Source organism: Thauera aminoaromatica (genome assembly GCF_000021765.1).
Lineage (GTDB): Bacteria > Pseudomonadota > Gammaproteobacteria > Burkholderiales > Rhodocyclaceae > Thauera > Thauera aminoaromatica.
Genome location: NC_011662.2, coordinates 4463120 through 4477196 on the forward strand (window position 1 = coordinate 4463120; position 14077 = coordinate 4477196).

The 14077-nt window shown below is 69.1% G+C and carries 15 protein-coding genes; 9 read left to right on the forward strand and 6 right to left on the reverse strand.

Annotation, left to right across the window (positions count from 1 at the left end; translation table 11 throughout):
• Positions 1-13 precede the first annotated feature (13 nt).
• From trmB to thiS, 3 genes are all read right to left on the reverse strand, one after another.
• Positions 14-757 carry a tRNA (guanosine(46)-N7)-methyltransferase TrmB gene (gene trmB, locus TMZ1T_RS19665; protein WP_012586311.1) on the reverse strand — a complete coding sequence of 248 codons (744 nt, stop codon included), beginning with the start codon at positions 755-757 and terminating at the stop codon, positions 14-16.
• Positions 754-1539 carry a thiazole synthase gene (locus TMZ1T_RS19670; RefSeq protein ID WP_004325777.1) on the reverse strand — a complete coding sequence of 262 codons (786 nt, stop codon included), beginning with the start codon at positions 1537-1539 and terminating at the stop codon, positions 754-756. The genes trmB and TMZ1T_RS19670 overlap by 4 nt, the downstream gene beginning before the upstream one ends.
• A gap of 196 nt (positions 1540-1735) precedes the next feature.
• Positions 1736-1939: a sulfur carrier protein ThiS gene (gene thiS, locus TMZ1T_RS19675; protein WP_004325779.1), complete on the reverse strand. Its 204-nt coding sequence runs from the start codon at positions 1937-1939 to the stop codon at positions 1736-1738.
• A 195-nt stretch (positions 1940-2134) separates the two neighbouring features.
• On the opposite strand from thiS, the gene metX reads away from it, so the two are divergent.
• The 3 genes from metX to TMZ1T_RS19690 all read left to right on the forward strand — a co-directional run bounded on the left by metX (position 2135) and on the right by TMZ1T_RS19690 (position 5696).
• Positions 2135-3262, forward strand: coding sequence for a homoserine O-succinyltransferase MetX (metX, locus tag TMZ1T_RS19680; RefSeq protein WP_004325782.1), 1128 nt, complete (start codon positions 2135-2137; stop codon positions 3260-3262).
• Between the two features lie 83 nt (positions 3263-3345).
• On the forward strand, positions 3346-3936 hold the full coding sequence (metW, locus tag TMZ1T_RS19685) for a methionine biosynthesis protein MetW (RefSeq protein ID WP_004325783.1): 591 nt from the start codon (positions 3346-3348) through the stop codon (positions 3934-3936).
• Positions 3937-4010: 74 nt separating this feature from the next.
• Positions 4011-5696, forward strand: a complete 1686-nt coding sequence (locus TMZ1T_RS19690; RefSeq protein ID WP_012586313.1) for a hypothetical protein — start codon at positions 4011-4013, stop codon at positions 5694-5696.
• Positions 5697-5709: 13 nt separating this feature from the next.
• Here TMZ1T_RS19690 and TMZ1T_RS19695 read toward each other — a convergent pair whose 3' ends face one another.
• Positions 5710-6027 carry a hypothetical protein gene (locus TMZ1T_RS19695; RefSeq protein WP_004324381.1) on the reverse strand — a complete coding sequence of 106 codons (318 nt, stop codon included), beginning with the start codon at positions 6025-6027 and terminating at the stop codon, positions 5710-5712.
• A 154-nt stretch (positions 6028-6181) separates the two neighbouring features.
• Here TMZ1T_RS19695 and TMZ1T_RS19700 point away from each other — a divergent pair, with 154 nt between their 5' ends.
• Genes TMZ1T_RS19700 through TMZ1T_RS19720 form a run of 5 tightly spaced genes read left to right on the forward strand, consistent with a single transcriptional unit; the run spans position 6182 to position 10897 of the window.
• Complete coding sequence (locus TMZ1T_RS19700) at positions 6182-7711, forward strand: AmpG family muropeptide MFS transporter (protein ID WP_004324379.1); 1530 nt, start codon at positions 6182-6184, stop codon at positions 7709-7711.
• The gene (locus TMZ1T_RS19705; protein ID WP_004324377.1) at positions 7711-8454 is read left to right on the forward strand and encodes an AzlC family ABC transporter permease; all 744 of its coding nucleotides are present in this window, start codon (positions 7711-7713) and stop codon (positions 8452-8454) included. The genes TMZ1T_RS19700 and TMZ1T_RS19705 overlap by 1 nt, the downstream gene beginning before the upstream one ends.
• Entirely contained in the window at positions 8451-8780 is a 330-nt protein-coding gene (locus TMZ1T_RS19710; RefSeq protein ID WP_004324376.1) for an AzlD domain-containing protein, read from the forward strand. The genes TMZ1T_RS19705 and TMZ1T_RS19710 overlap by 4 nt, the downstream gene beginning before the upstream one ends.
• Complete coding sequence (locus tag TMZ1T_RS19715; RefSeq protein WP_012586314.1) at positions 8777-9532, forward strand: uracil-DNA glycosylase family protein; 756 nt, start codon at positions 8777-8779, stop codon at positions 9530-9532. Before TMZ1T_RS19710 ends, TMZ1T_RS19715 begins: the two co-directional genes overlap by 4 nt.
• A gap of 42 nt (positions 9533-9574) precedes the next feature.
• Entirely contained in the window at positions 9575-10897 is a 1323-nt protein-coding gene (locus TMZ1T_RS19720) for an IS1182 family transposase (RefSeq protein ID WP_004301215.1), read from the forward strand.
• Between the two features lie 278 nt (positions 10898-11175).
• On the opposite strand, the gene TMZ1T_RS19725 is transcribed toward TMZ1T_RS19720, so the two are convergent.
• Together TMZ1T_RS19725 and TMZ1T_RS19730 are read right to left on the reverse strand one after the other, a co-directional pair.
• The gene (locus tag TMZ1T_RS19725; RefSeq protein ID WP_004325319.1) at positions 11176-12009 is read right to left on the reverse strand and encodes an aldo/keto reductase; all 834 of its coding nucleotides are present in this window, start codon (positions 12007-12009) and stop codon (positions 11176-11178) included.
• A 242-nt stretch (positions 12010-12251) separates the two neighbouring features.
• Positions 12252-13226 carry a YcjF family protein gene (locus TMZ1T_RS19730; RefSeq protein WP_012586315.1) on the reverse strand — a complete coding sequence of 325 codons (975 nt, stop codon included), beginning with the start codon at positions 13224-13226 and terminating at the stop codon, positions 12252-12254.
• A gap of 198 nt (positions 13227-13424) precedes the next feature.
• Between TMZ1T_RS19730 and can the strand changes: the two genes are divergently transcribed.
• Positions 13425-14072 (forward strand): carbonate dehydratase, encoded by a 648-nt coding sequence (can, locus tag TMZ1T_RS19735; protein WP_012586316.1) that lies wholly within the window; start codon positions 13425-13427, stop codon positions 14070-14072.
• Positions 14073-14077: the final 5 nt, after the last annotated feature.

The window sequence follows — 14077 nt, forward strand, 5'->3', positions numbered from 1 at the left end:
CGTGACGGATGGTTCAGCCCGCGCGGCGGCGGAAGACGAGGTCCCATACCCCGTGTCCCAGCTTCAGACCACGGTTTTCGAATTTCGTCAGCGGACGATGCTCGGGACGCGGGGCGAAGCCGTCGGCGGTATTCTCCAGCGCCGGCTCGGCGGAGAGGATCCCGAGCATCCAGTGCGCGTAGTCCTCCCAGTCGGTGGCGCAGTGGAAGTAGCCGCCGGGCGCGAGCTTGCGCGCGATCAGGGCGACGAAGTCGGGCTGCACGATGCGGCGCTTGAAGTGGCGCTTCTTGCGCCAGGGGTCGGGGAAAAACAGATGCACGCCGGCGAGCGCGCCGTCGCCGATCATGTCGCGCATCACCTCGACCGCGTCGTGCTGCATGATGCGCAGGTTGCCCAGATGGCCTTCCGCGATCAGCTTGCACAGCGCGCCGACGCCGGGCGTATGCACCTCGATGCCGAGGAAGTCGCGATCCGGCATCGCCGCGGCGATCTTCGCCGTGGTCTCGCCCATGCCGAAGCCGATCTCGAGGATCTTCGGCGCCTTGCGGCCGAAGGCCTCGTCCAGATCGAGCGGCGCGGCGCGGTAGTCGATGCCGACCTTCGGCAGCATGTCGTCGAGATAGCGCTGCTGCGCCTCGGACATGCGCCCCTGGCGCAGCACGAAGCTGCGGATGCTGCGGCTGGAGAAGCGGTGCTCGGGGCTGTCGCGGCCGATGATCTCGACACCGGCGACGGGTTCGTCAGGCACTTCGCTCATGAACCGATCAACCCCTGGGTCGGCGAGCTCGGGTCGGCGGTGTAGAACTTGCGCGGCATGCGCCCGGCGAGGAAGGCCTCGCGGCCGGCCTCGACCGCCTTGCGCATCGCGCTCGCCATCAGCACCGGCTTGCCGGCGGCGGCGATCGCGGTGTTCATCAGCACGCCGTCGCAGCCCAGCTCCATCGCGATCGCGGCATCCGATGCGGTGCCGACGCCGGCGTCGACCAGCACCGGCACCTTGGCGTTGTCGATGATCAGGCGCAGGTTCCACGGGTTGAGGATGCCCATGCCGGAGCCGATCAGCGAGGCCAGCGGCATGATCGCGACGCAGCCGATGTCTTCCAGCATCTTCGCCTGGATGGGGTCGTCGGCGCAGTAGACCATGACGTCGAAGCCGTCCTTGACCAGGGTCTCGGCGGCCTTGAGCGTCTCGGGCATGTTGGGGAACAGGCTCTTGGGGTCGCCGAGCACCTCCAGCTTGACCAGCGCGTGGCCATCGAGCAGCTCACGCGCAAGGCGCAGCGTGCGCACCGCGTCGTCGGCGGTGTAGCAGCCGGCGGTGTTGGGCAGGATGGTGAATTTCTCCGGCGGCAGCACGTCGAGCAGGTTGGGTTCGCCCGGGTTCTGGCCGATGTTGGTGCGGCGGATGGCCACGGTGACGATGGCAGCGCCGCTGGCGTCGATGGCCTCGCGCGTCTCGGCGAAGTCCTTGTACTTGCCGGTGCCGACAAGCAGGCGGGAGTGGTAGGCCTTGCCGGCGATGACCAGGGGGTCGTTCATGTTGGGAGCCTGTAAGGGTTTGTCTGAGGAATGGGAGCCAGTCGATGCACCGCCGCACGGTGCAGGACCCTGCAGGAGCGGCGCAAGCCGCGATCGGGGCGCCGGACCTCGGCGCGGTGCTGAGGGAGCGCGGTCGCCGCCGCCCGGCCGTAATCGCGGCTTGCGCCGCTCCTACGGGACACGCAGGTCGGGGGCTTCAGCCGCCGCCGACCGCGACGACGATTTCGAGCTTGTCGCCGTCGGCGAGCTTCACCTCGGCGTGGCGGGCCTTGGGCACGATCTCGCCGTTGCGCTCGACCGCGAGGCGCTTGCCGACGAGGCCGCGCGCCTCGAGCAGGGCAAGCACCGAGAGGTCGGGCTGGAGCGATTCGGGCTGACCGTTGAGGAGGACCTGGATCATGGCGTTCGAGGCTGTTCGGGAGCCGAAAATCTTATCACGCCAGCCGTTTGACTTTTCCCTTCGCGGGCGCTAAGTTCCAGCCACCTAGCGCCGATTTGATCAACAGCTTGCGGGCGCTCAACAAATACGGCTAAAGCGAGGGCACCCAGTCCGCGTTTGCAGCCGGCTGGGTTTTTTGTTTTGCAGATGACGAAAATGATCGCACCCCAATCGGTCGGCGTGGTCGTGCCGCAGCGTGCCGAGTTCACCACGCCGCTCGCGCTGCGCAGCGGCGGCACGCTGAACAACTACCACCTCGTCTACGAAACCTACGGCACGCTCAATGCGGACCGCAGCAACGCGGTGCTGGTGTGCCATGCGCTGTCGGGCTCGCACCACGTCGCCGGCACCTACGCCGACGCGCCGCACAACGTCGGCTGGTGGGACAACCTGATCGGGCCGGGCAAGCCGCTCGACACGCGCAAGTTCTTCGTGATCGGGGTGAACAATCTCGGCGGCTGCTACGGCTCCTCTGGCCCCAACCAGATCAACCCCGCCACCGGCAAGCTGTGGGGGGCGGACTTCCCCTTCGTCACCGTGGAAGACTGGGTCGAATCGCAGGCGCGCCTGGCCGACCGGCTCGGCATCGAGCGCTTCGCCGCGGTGGTCGGCGGCTCGCTCGGCGGCATGCAGGCGATGTCGTGGGCGCTGCAGTACCCGGACCGCGTCGGCCACGTCGCGGTGATCGCCGCCGCGCCCAAGCTCACCGCGCAGAACATCGCCTTCAACGAGGTCGCCCGCCAGGCCATCCTGAGCGACCCCGAGTTCCACGGCGGCCACTACTATGCGCACGGCGTGGTGCCGACGCGTGGCCTCAAGCTGGCGCGCATGGTGGGTCACATCACCTACCTGTCCGACGACTCGATGGCGGAAAAATTCGGCCGCAGCCTGCGCCACGGCCGCAACACCTACAGCTACGACGTCGAATTCGAGATCGAGTCCTACCTGCGCTACCAGGGCGACAAGTTCGCCGGCTACTTCGACGCCAACACCTACCTGCTGACCACCAAGGCGCTCGACTACTTCGACCCCGCCTTCGAGTATGGCGGCCATCTACCCGCGGCGCTTGCCCGCGCCAGCGCCGACTTTCTGGTGATTTCCTTCACCACCGACTGGCGCTTCTCGCCCGAGCGTTCGCGCGAGATCGTCTACGCGCTGCTGCACAACAAGCGCAACGTCAGCTACGCCGAGATCGACTGCCCGGCCGGCCACGACTCCTTCCTGCTCGACGAGACGCGCTACCACAAGCTGCTGTCGGCATGGTTCGACCGCATCGAGGTTTAAATTGATACAACCCCCAATCTCACTGCGTTCGCTGCCCCCCGAGGGGGCGTCAGTACGCTTGAGACGGCTCGGCGCACACTGACATGACTTCCTATCGCTACGACTACGACGTGATCACCCAGTGGATCGAGCCCGGCGAGAAGGTGCTCGACCTGGGCTGCGGCGACGGCGAACTGCTGCGCCACCTGATGGACGTGCGCCAGGTGCAGGGCTACGGCGTCGAGAACGACCCCGACAAGCTGCTCGCCAGCGTCAATAACGGCGTCAACGTGATCCAGATGGACCTCGAAAAGGGCCTCGTCGGCCTGGAGGACGGCTTCTTCGACCATGTGATCATGAGCCTGTCGCTGCAGGCCATGCACAACACGCTGGGCATTCTCGCCGAGATGCTGCGCGTGGGCCGCGAGGCCGTGGTGAGCTTTCCCAACTTCGGCTACTGGCGCCACCGCCAGAGCATCCTCAACGGCCGCATGCCGGTGTCGGAGAGCCTCCCGCACCAGTGGTTCAACACCCCCAACGTGCGCTTCTTCACCATCGCCGACTTCGACGCGCTGTGCGAGATGAACGGCATCGCGGTGCGCGAGCGCCTCGCCTTCGACGAAGGCAAGCTGGTACTCGACGAGGCCAACTTCCTCGCCAGCGTGGCGGTTTACCGCCTGGGACGCAACGGCTGAGGCGCCCGCTGCCGCGGGCCTCCCAGACTGAACCGTGACCGCGCTGCGGTCACGGGCACAGGAGACGCGCAGCGATGCAGGAGAACAGCCAGGCCGTCCTCGTCGCCACCGGCGCGCTTCCCGCGTTGATCCTGATCGCCGCGGCGCTGACCTTGCCGGTGTGCCTGACGCTGCTCGCCTTGTACCGACGGGCGGTGCTGCGCTCGATGGCGCTCGCCAGCTCGGCCGCGGGGCTCGGCGGCTCGCGCCGGCCGCAGACCGCCCCCGCCGCACCACCAGCGGCAGCGCTGCGCCTGGAGTTGTGCGGGGCAAACGCCGCGCACGACAGCCCGACGCTGGCGGCGCTGCGGCGATCTTTGCGCGCGGCCGGCCTCGTCCATCTGCTCGCCGGGCTCGCCTGCGCCCTGGTGCTCACCGCCGCCTGGATGCAGTTCACCTGGGGGGACGGCGGCTTCGTGCTGGTCCGCTTCCTGCTGGTGTTCGCCTGTCACGCGTGGCCGGCCGTGCTCGCGGTCGGGCTGGTGACGGCGGGCACGACGCGACAACGTCTGGCGCTGGGACTGGCCTACGTCCTGCTCATGCTCGCCCTCGCCGCGTGGGCGCTGGCGCGCAACCCGGAGCTTTCCGCGCTCGATCTCGCGCGTTTCTGGGCCAGCACCAACCTGCCGCCGACCGTGCTGCTGCTCGCCTTCCTGCACCGGCGCATCCGTGCGGTAGGACCGCTGGTGCTCGCCTTCATGCTGGTCGCGGTGATCGGCGCAGAGGCGGCGGTCCGGCTGGCGGGGCAGAGCGAGGCGACGATGCGCCTGGCGATCGGCGTCGGCGGCACGCTCGGCCTCGACGGCACGCAGACCTTCTGGGCACTCCTGCTCGTCGGGGCCGCCGTCACCGCACTGCTCGGCCGGCGGGTGCTGAAGTGGCTGGGCAGGCGCCACGTCGCACGCCGCAGCAGCGACCAGCTCCTCACCCTGGAGGCGATGTGGCTGCTGTTCGCGGTCGTGCAGTCGGTGGGCTTCGCCTTCGAGGGGCTCGCCTGGCTCGCGGCCGGCCCGCTCGCCTTCCTCGCCTGGAAGCTGACGACGGTGGCCGGCTTCCGCCTCGCCGGGCTCGGGCACGCGCAAGCCCCGGAACCCGGGCTGCTGCTGCTGCGCGTGTTCGCGCTCGGGGCGCGCAGCGAGCGCCTCTTCGACGCCTTCGGCAAGCGCTGGCTGCGCATCGGCAACATCGACATGATCGCCGGCCCCGACCTCGCCACCACCGCGGTGGAGCCGCACGAGTTCCTGGATTTCGTCGGCGGACGGCTGTCGCGCGCCTTCGTGCGCGACGAGGCCGACCTCGCGCGGCGCCATGCGGCACGCGCGCTGGGGCCGGACCCGGACGGCCGCCACCGCGTCAACGAGTTCTTCTGCCACGACGACACCTGGCGCCCGACCATGCTGTGCCTGGCGCGGGCGGCGGATGCGGTGCTGATGGACCTGCGCGGCTTCTCGCCGCAGAACGAGGGCTGCCGCTACGAGCTGCAGCAGCTGCTCGACCACGTGGCGCTGGAGCGCGTGGTGGTGCTGGTCGGGCGCGATACGGACCGCGGCTTTCTGGAAAGCACGCTCGCCGCGCTATGGCAGTCGAGCCGGGCAGAGTCCCCCAACCGCGACAACCCGGGCCCACTGCTGCGCATGGTGGAGGAGCGCGGGGACGAGACCGCCGCGCGCCTGGTCGAGACCTTGCTGGAAGCACCGCCGCGGAAGGCGGCGGTGGCTTGAACGAACGAAAGGATCAGCCGACCACGAAGGACGAGACGTCCACCCGCACGGTCGGACGATCGAGCGCGACCGCGGTATGGAGCGCGTACTTGCGCGCCCATTCGCCAGCCTGCTCGAAACGGCTCTCGCCGCCGTACTTGGCAACGTTGAGCACCATATCGAGGACGAGCACCTTGCCCATCGGGTTGGACGGGGTGCACTCGAGATCCTCGAATTCCCTGGCGAGCCAGCTGCGGGCCTGCTCCTTGGTGGTCGAGGCGACGTCGGCATCGCGCAGCGGGAACTCGTACTCGCGCTCGCCTCCGAAGACCACGGTCACGGTGTGGGACATGAAAAACGACCTCCACGAATCGGGGAATTTTGCTTTGCCGGCATTGTTGAGTCAGAACGTTTCAGACGCAAGCAAAGTATCGAATTGTGTAAACCGGGGGGTCGCGGATGATCTGCGATAATGCGCGGCCCTGCAACACCCCGGCCGCTCCTCCTTGTCCGCACCTCCCTCTCCTGCGTTCGCGCGTGCCTGGCGCCTGTCCGCCATCCTGGTGCTCGGCTTCGCCTCCGGCCTGCCGTTGGCGCTGACCGGCCAGGCCATGCAGGCCTGGCTGACAGTCGACGGCGTGGACCTCGCCACGATCGGTTTTTTCGGCCTGGTCGGCGTCCCGTATACCTTCAAGTTCCTGTGGGCGCCGCTGATGGACCGCTTCGAGCCGCCCTGGCTGGGGCGCCGGCGCGGCTGGCTGGCGCTGACGCAGCTCGCGCTGGCGGCGCTGCTGTGGTGGATGGCGAGCCTGTCGCCGACGGCCACGCCGGGCCTGTTCGCCATCGCGGCGGTGGCGATCGCCTTCCTCTCGGCCTCGCAGGACGTTGTGGTGGACGCCTACCGCACCGACCTGCTGCCCGAGGCCGAGCGCGGGCTGGGCGCCTCTGTGCACGTCTTCGCCTACCGCCTGGCGATGATCCTGTCCGGCGGCATCGCGCTGATCTGGGCCGGGCAGTGGGCGTCGTGGCCGCGGGTATACGAGACCATGGCGCTGATCATGGCGGCCTGCGCGGTGGTGTCGCTGCTGGCGCTGCCGCGCGTGTCGGCGGCGCTGAAGCCGCTCGATTCCGACCCCAGGCGCGAGCTGCTCGGCTTCGCCGCGATGCTCGCCGGGGTCGCCGCCGGCTACTGGAGCGCCCGCCAGGCGCTGATCCTGCTCGGGCTCGACCCGAACGACGCCAACCGCTGGATCCAGCTCCTGTTCGTGATGGCGGAGATCGCGCTCGCGCTGCCGCTGGCGGGCTGGGCGGCGCGTCGTGCCGGCTTCGAGACGCTCAACCGCTCGCTGTCGAGCTACTTCGCGCAGCAGGGCGCGGCGGCCTTCCTGGCGCTGATCATCCTCTACAAGCTCGGCGACGCCTTCGCCGGCAGCCTGACCACGCCCTTCCTGATCAAGGGCATGGGCTTCTCGCAGGAAGAGGTCGGCATCGCCAACAAGGTGATCGGCATCTGGCTGACCATCCTCGGCGCCTTCATCGGCGGGCTGATCATGACGCGGCTGGCGCTGTACCGCTCGCTGCTGCTGTTCGGCGTGCTGCAGCTGGTGTCCAACTTCGGCTTCTACCTGCTCGCAGAGCTCGGCAAGGGCGCCTGGGGCGCAGTCATGGTGCCGGCCTTCGACTGGGGCTTCGTGGCGATCGACACGCCGGCCGCGCTCGACTGGCTGCTGCTGACCGTGATCGCCGGCGAGAACATCAGCGGCGGCATGGGCACGGTGGCCTTCGTCGCGCTGCTGATGGGGCTGTGCAACCAGCGCTTCACGGCGACCCACTACGCCATGCTGTCGGCCTTCGCCGCAGTGGGGCGGATCTACGTCAGCCCGCTGTCGGGCGTGCTGTCGCAGAGCATCGGCTGGCCGGCCTTCTTCCTCTTCTCGATCGTGGTCGCCGTACCGGGCGTGGTGATGGTGTGGTGGCTGCGCGACGCGCTCGCGCGCCTCGGCCGCCCGCAGACCGACGGCATGGTGGACGACTGATGGCGCACACCGGCACGAGCGCACGCCGCGAGTTCCTCGCAGGCTGCCGCGACGAGGCGCCGCTGCTGCTCGGCGTGGCGCCCTTCGGCATGATCTACGGCATCGCGGCGCTCGCCGCCGGGGTGCCGGCCTGGCTAGCGCAGCTCGCCTCGGCCATCGTCTTCGCCGGCGCCGCCCAGCTCGTCATCGTGCAGATGCTGGCCGCCGGCGCGGGCTTCATTCCCATCGCGCTCACCTCCGGCCTGCTCAACCTGCGCCACGTGCTCTACAGCGCCTCGATGGCCGAATACGTGCGCCACCTGCCGCGGCGCTGGCGCCTGCTGCTGGCCTACGTGCTCACCGACGAGGCCTATGCGGTGGCGGTGCTGCGCTACCAGCAGCGTCATGCGGCAGCGGCGGACCACGCCGAGCACACGAACGCCACCGCCGACCTGCGCCACTGGTACTTCCTCGGCGCCGGCTTCACGCTGTGGGCGGGCTGGCAGTTGTCCACCGCCGCCGGCCTGCTGTTCGGCACCACCATCCCGCCCGAATGGGAACTCGACTTCGCCGTGCCGCTCACCTTCATCGCCTTGCTCACCCTGCTGCTGCGCGAGCGCGCAGGCCAGGCCGCAGCGCTGGTGGCCGGCCTCGGCGCCCTCGCCTTTGCCGCCCTGCCCTACAAGCTCGGCCTGGTGGCGGCGATCGTGCTCGGGCTCGCTGCTGGCGCGTGGACGGTGCGCCGGCTGGAGCAGGCACGATGAGCACGACAGCCCTGCTCCTGCTGCTGGTGCTGGTCGGCCTGCTGACCTACCTGTACCGCTACGCGATGATCGGCCTCTTCGCCAGCCGCAGCCTGCCGCGCTGGCTGCATGCCTTGTGCCTTCACATCGCACCGGCAAGCTTCGCCGCGCTGACCGCGAGTGCCCTCTTCGTGGCCGGCGGCGAAGTCGTTTTCGCCTTCGACACCCCGCGCCCCTGGGCGGCGCTGGTCGCGGTGCTGGTGGCCTGGCGCACGCGCAACGTGCTCGCCACCATCGGCGCCGGCATGGCCGCCCTCTACCTGCTCAAGCTGCTCTTCCCGACATGACCGCCCGCATCCTGATCGACGCCGCCCGCGAACTCTCCGCGGCGGTGGACGCACTCCCCTTCGCTCCGCCCGTGACCCACGTGTACAACCCGCTCGACTACGCCTGGGAGGTGCACCGACGCTACCTCGAGCGCTATGGCGACGGCCGCCGGCGGGTGGTCTTCGTCGGCATGAACCCCGGCCCCTTCGGCATGGCGCAAATCGGCGTGCCCTTCGGCGAGATCGCCAGCGCGCGCGACTGGCTGGGGCTGGAGGGCCCGGTCGGGCAGCCGCTCATCGTCAACCCGAAACGGCCGGTGGAGGGCTTCGCCTGCGCGCGCTCGGAGGTCAGCGGCCAGCGCCTGTGGGGCCTGTTCCGCGCCCGCTATGGCGCACCCGAGGCCTTCTTCGCCGAGCACTTCGTCGCCAACTACTGCCCGCTGGTGTTCTTCGAGGGTGGCCGCAACCTCACCCCCGACAAGCTGCCGGTGGCCGAGCAGCGCCCGCTGCTGGCGGCCTGCGACGCGCATCTGCGCATCCTGGTCGGGGCGCTGCAGCCCGAGTGGGTGATCGGCATCGGCAACTGGGCGGAAAAGCGCGCCAGCGAGGCGCTTGCCGGCCTGCCCGGGGTGAAGTTCGGCCGCGTGCTGCACCCCAGCCCCGCCAGCCCTGCCGCCAACCGCGGCTGGGCCGAGGCGGCGACGAGGCAGCTGACGGAGCTGGGGGGTCTGGCGCAGCTAGGAGTCTGCGCGGCAGAAGCCAAGCGTCGGTGAGTTAAGTCCTCGCGGGCGTTTCGGGGCCGGTAGACTGTCGAGATGACGAGCTATCTGCCCTATTGCCCGCAGCAGCAGATGCTGCTGCCCCAGGCGCTGCAGGAGTGGCTACCCGAAGGCCACTTGGCGTACTTCATCAGCGACGCGGTCGACGGGTTGGATCTGAGCGCGTTCCACGCCCGGTATGCCGGTGGCGGACCGCGCAACCAGCCGTTTCATCCGGCCATGATGGTCAAGGTGCTGCTGTATGCGTACGCCACGGGCGTGTTCAGTTCGCGCAAGATCGCGCGCAAGCTGCACGAGGATGTGGCGTTCCGGGTCCTGGCGGCAGACAACTTCCCGGCCCACCGCACGCTGAGCGACTTTCGCGCGGTCCATTTGAAGGAGCTGAGCGAGTTGTTCGTGCAGGTGGTGCGACTGGCCCGCGAGATGGGGCTGGTCAAGCTCGGGACGGTGGCCATCGACGGCACCAAGGTCAAGGCAAACGCCAGCCGCCACAAGGCGATGAGTTACGGCCATATGGTGAAGGCGGAGGCCGAGTTGAAACGGCAGATCGAGGCGCTGCTCAATCGGGCCAAGGCCGCCGACGACGCCGAGCGGAACGAGCCCGAGTGGGATGTGCCGGCCGAGATCGCGCGGCGCGAGGCGCGGCTGACGGCGATTGCTGAAGCCCGGGCGCGGCTCGAGCAGCGCCAGCGCGAGGCCGATCAGGCGCGCGGGCGCAGCGACGATGACGAGCGTCGCCCGCGCGGCGGTGACGGCAAACCGAAGGGCGGGCGCTACAAGCGCGACTTTGGAGTGCCCGAGGACAAGGCGCAGGAGAACTTCACCGATCCGGACAGCCGCATCATGAAGCGCGCCGGCGGCGGTTTCGATCCGAGCTACAACGCCCAGACGGCGGTCGACGAGACCGCCCACATCATCGTGGCGGCCGAGCTGACCAACAACGCCAGCGACGCCGGGCAACTGGCGGGGGTACTGCAGGCCGTGCGCGACAACGTCGAACACCGACCGCGCCAGGCGCTGGCCGACACCGGCTACCGCTCGGAGCAAACGTTCCGGGAACTCGACGGGTGCGGGACCGAACTGGTGGTGGCGCTGGGCCGGGAAGGTAAGCGCCGACTCGGCTTCGATCGCGAACGCAATCCGCACACCGCGCAGATGGCCGACAAGCTCGAGAGCGAGGCGGGCAAGAGCGCCTACCGAAAACGGAAATGGATCGCCGAACCGCCCAACGGCTGGATCAAGAACGTGTTGGGATTCCGGCAGTTCAGCCTGCGGGGCCTGGAGCGCGTCAAAGCGGAGTGGAAGCTCGTCTGTATGGCGCTGAACCTGCGCAGGATGAGCACATTGAGGACGGCATGACGGGAAAAGGGGGCAAACCTGTCCCCGTTGCCGTCCGGCATGCGCGCCGCGCCGTCGCAAAGCAACTTGACCACGGCCTCAGTCTCGTGCAGCACCTCGCGGTTCGCCAATCATTCTGCTAGAAAACACGCTCTGGAGTTCTGCCGCGCAGACTCCTAGCCGGCGCCGATCGGTCGATGGGTGGCGTTCGCGGCTTGCGCCGCTCCTGCAGGAAGCGGGAGCCGCGCCGGTTCTCGTAGGAGCGGCGCAAGCCGCGAACGCCGACCGCGGCAGCGGCCTCAGTGCCCGAACACGTCCGAATCCAGCATCTCCGGATCGGGGCGGTCGAGCGCACCGATCGCGGCGAGCTCCTCGGCGGAGAGCTCGAAACCGAACACGTCGAGGTTCTCGGCGAGACGCGTCGGGTTGGACGACTTCGGGATCGGCACGTAGCCGAGCTGGGTGTGCCAGCGCAGGATCACCTGCGCCGGCGTGCGGCCGTGGCGGCGCGCGACGTCCAGGATCACCGGGTCGGCCAGCATGGCGTTGGCGCGTCCGAGCGGGCTCCACGACTCGGTGACGATGCCGCGCGCCTCGTGCACCTCGATGTGGTCGCTGCGCGCATGCCAGGGGTCGAGGTGGATCTGGTTCACCTGCGGGCACAACCCGCGATCGAACAGCTGCTGCAGGTGGGCGGGCTTGAAGTTCGAGGTGCCGATCGCACGCACGAGGCCGGCCTCCTGCAGCTTCACCAGGCCTTCGAAGGCCTCCACGTAGCGGCCCTGGTCGGGATTGGGCCAATGCACCAGGAAGAGGTCGATGTAGTCCAGGCCGAGGCGCTCAAGGCTGGCCTCGCAGGCCTGGCGCGCGCCCTCGACGCTGTGCCATTTGCGGTTGAACTTGGTGGTGACGAAGAGCTCGCCGCGCGCGACACCCGCGCGCCGGATACCTTCGCCGACGCCACGCTCGTTCTCGTAGTTCTCGGCGGTGTCGATCAGTCGATAGCCCATGTCGAGCGCGAGAGCGACCGTCTCGGCGGCCTCGCTGTCGTTCATCGGCCAGGTGCCGAGGCCGAGCCGCGGCATCTCGACACCGTTGGACAAGGTGAGCAGGGGAGCTGGCGTGATTTTCATGAAAATCTCGAGAAAGAGAGAGGGACTACAGGATTCCACATTCCGGCGTCTTATGTAAGGACCCTGGGAACCACGCCAGTGCAGATCCGTCGGGCGTGGCGCCGTCACAGGGTCAGCGCGCACCGAGGCATGGCCTCGAAACGGGCAGGCCGGCGGGGCGGCCTCCGCGTGCCATCTCCCGCCTTGCAATCACTCCCGAGGGCGGTTCCACGTGAAACCGCCCTCGCGCGGCCCTCCCCTGCTCAGCGCCGCAATTCATCCGTGAGCCGCTTCAGATCCAGCGTGCGCGCACGCTGCGCGATCTCGGGCGCGTAGCGCTCCTGCATCGCCTTGGCCTGCTCGAACAGGCCTGCGAAGGCCTGGCGCAGTGCATCGCCATCGACCGTGCGGCCGCCACCGTAGTACTGCACCGCGACCTTGCCGATCGCCCAGGTGGTCGCGAAGGAGAAGGCCGAGCCGGTCGCCTGGCTGCCCACCGCGCGCCCCGCCCCGCCGAGCACCTTGCCGAGCAGGCCGCCGATCAGCCGGCGGCCGAACTGCTCGACGTACTGACCGGTCAGGCCCACGCCCGCTGCGGCGAGGAAGTCCTTGATATGCCCGCGGTCGAGCTCGTACCCATGCGCCTGGCCGATGCGATACACCAGGCGCAGCTGCAGCGGGATGATCGCCATCGAGGCCATCGACTGCGGCAGCAGCTCGAGCGCGCCGTTGAGGATCGACGCATTCAGGATGGTCCGGTCGAGCGCTGCCGCATCGGGGGCGGCGGCGGCGGACGGCGCAGCCGCCGGCTCGTCCTCGCCCAGGCCGGGAAGGCTGGCGAGCGGCCCGTCGGCCGGCGCCTGGCCGAGCGCTTCCGCCTCGCGCACGAAGGCGTCCGCAGCCGGCCGCGAGAGTTCCAGCAAGCCGGACAGGCGCTCGAGGAAGTCCTTCTCGCGCGCATCCAGCCCACCATCGGCCTCGCACACCCCGACCGCCAGCTCGAAGGCGAGCTGGCGCAGGTTCGCCTCGCCCAGCCCGGCCACCGCCGCCTCCAGGCCGAGCCCGCCGAGCAGGACGTCCTGGTAGAGCGCGATGAAGTCGATCTCCGCCTCGCGCCCGAGCGATTCGGCGACCTTGCGCACATGGTCGCGCTCTACCGCCCCCTGGTGACCGTCGGCGAAGGCCGCATGCAGGCAGATCGCGACGAGGGAACGGGCTTGCTGTGGATTCAGGTTCATGGACGGACTCCGCGGTGGAAAACATTCAGGTTGGGGATGGGCGGTGGCGCTTCAAGCGCGCATGACACGCTGTAACGATTCGACCGGCGCGGCGGCGGGACGATCCCCCCGTGCTGCGAGCACGGCGCGCCGATGCTGGCCGCCGCCGGCCGGCACGGACATAATTACGCATTACCGCACTCCAGGCCCGCACACACCATGTCCCAGTCGATCGAACATCTCTTCGCCAACAACAAGAACTGGTCGGAACGCATGCACTCCGAGGACCCCGAGTTTTTCTCGCGCCTGGTCAAGCAGCAGTCGCCGGAATACCTGTGGATCGGCTGCTCCGACAGCCGGGTGCCGGCGAACCAGGTGATCGGGCTCGCGCCGGGCGAGGTCTTCGTGCATCGCAACATCGCCAACGTCGTCGTGCATACCGATCTCAACGCACTCTCGGTCATCCACTACGCGGTCGAGATCCTGCGCGTGAAGCACATCCTCGTCGTGGGCCACTACGGCTGCGGCGGCGTGAAGGCGGCGATGAACGACAACAAGACCGGCCTCACCGACAACTGGCTGCGCCACATCCAGGACGTGCGCGACCGCCACATCGATCGCCTGGAGCGCTTCACCGACCCGGCCGAGCGCGCCGACCGCCTGTGCGAGCTCAACGCCATGCACCAGGTGGTGAACGTGTGCCAGACCTCGGTGCTGCGCGAGGCCTGGCAGCGCGGCCAGGGCGTCACCGTGCACGGCTGGTGCTACAGCCTGCAGGACGGCCTCGTGCGCGACCTCGGCGTCAGCGCGGGCACCCGCGAGGAGGCCGTGGAGCGTTATCGCGACGCGGTCAAGCGCATCGGCTGACGCTG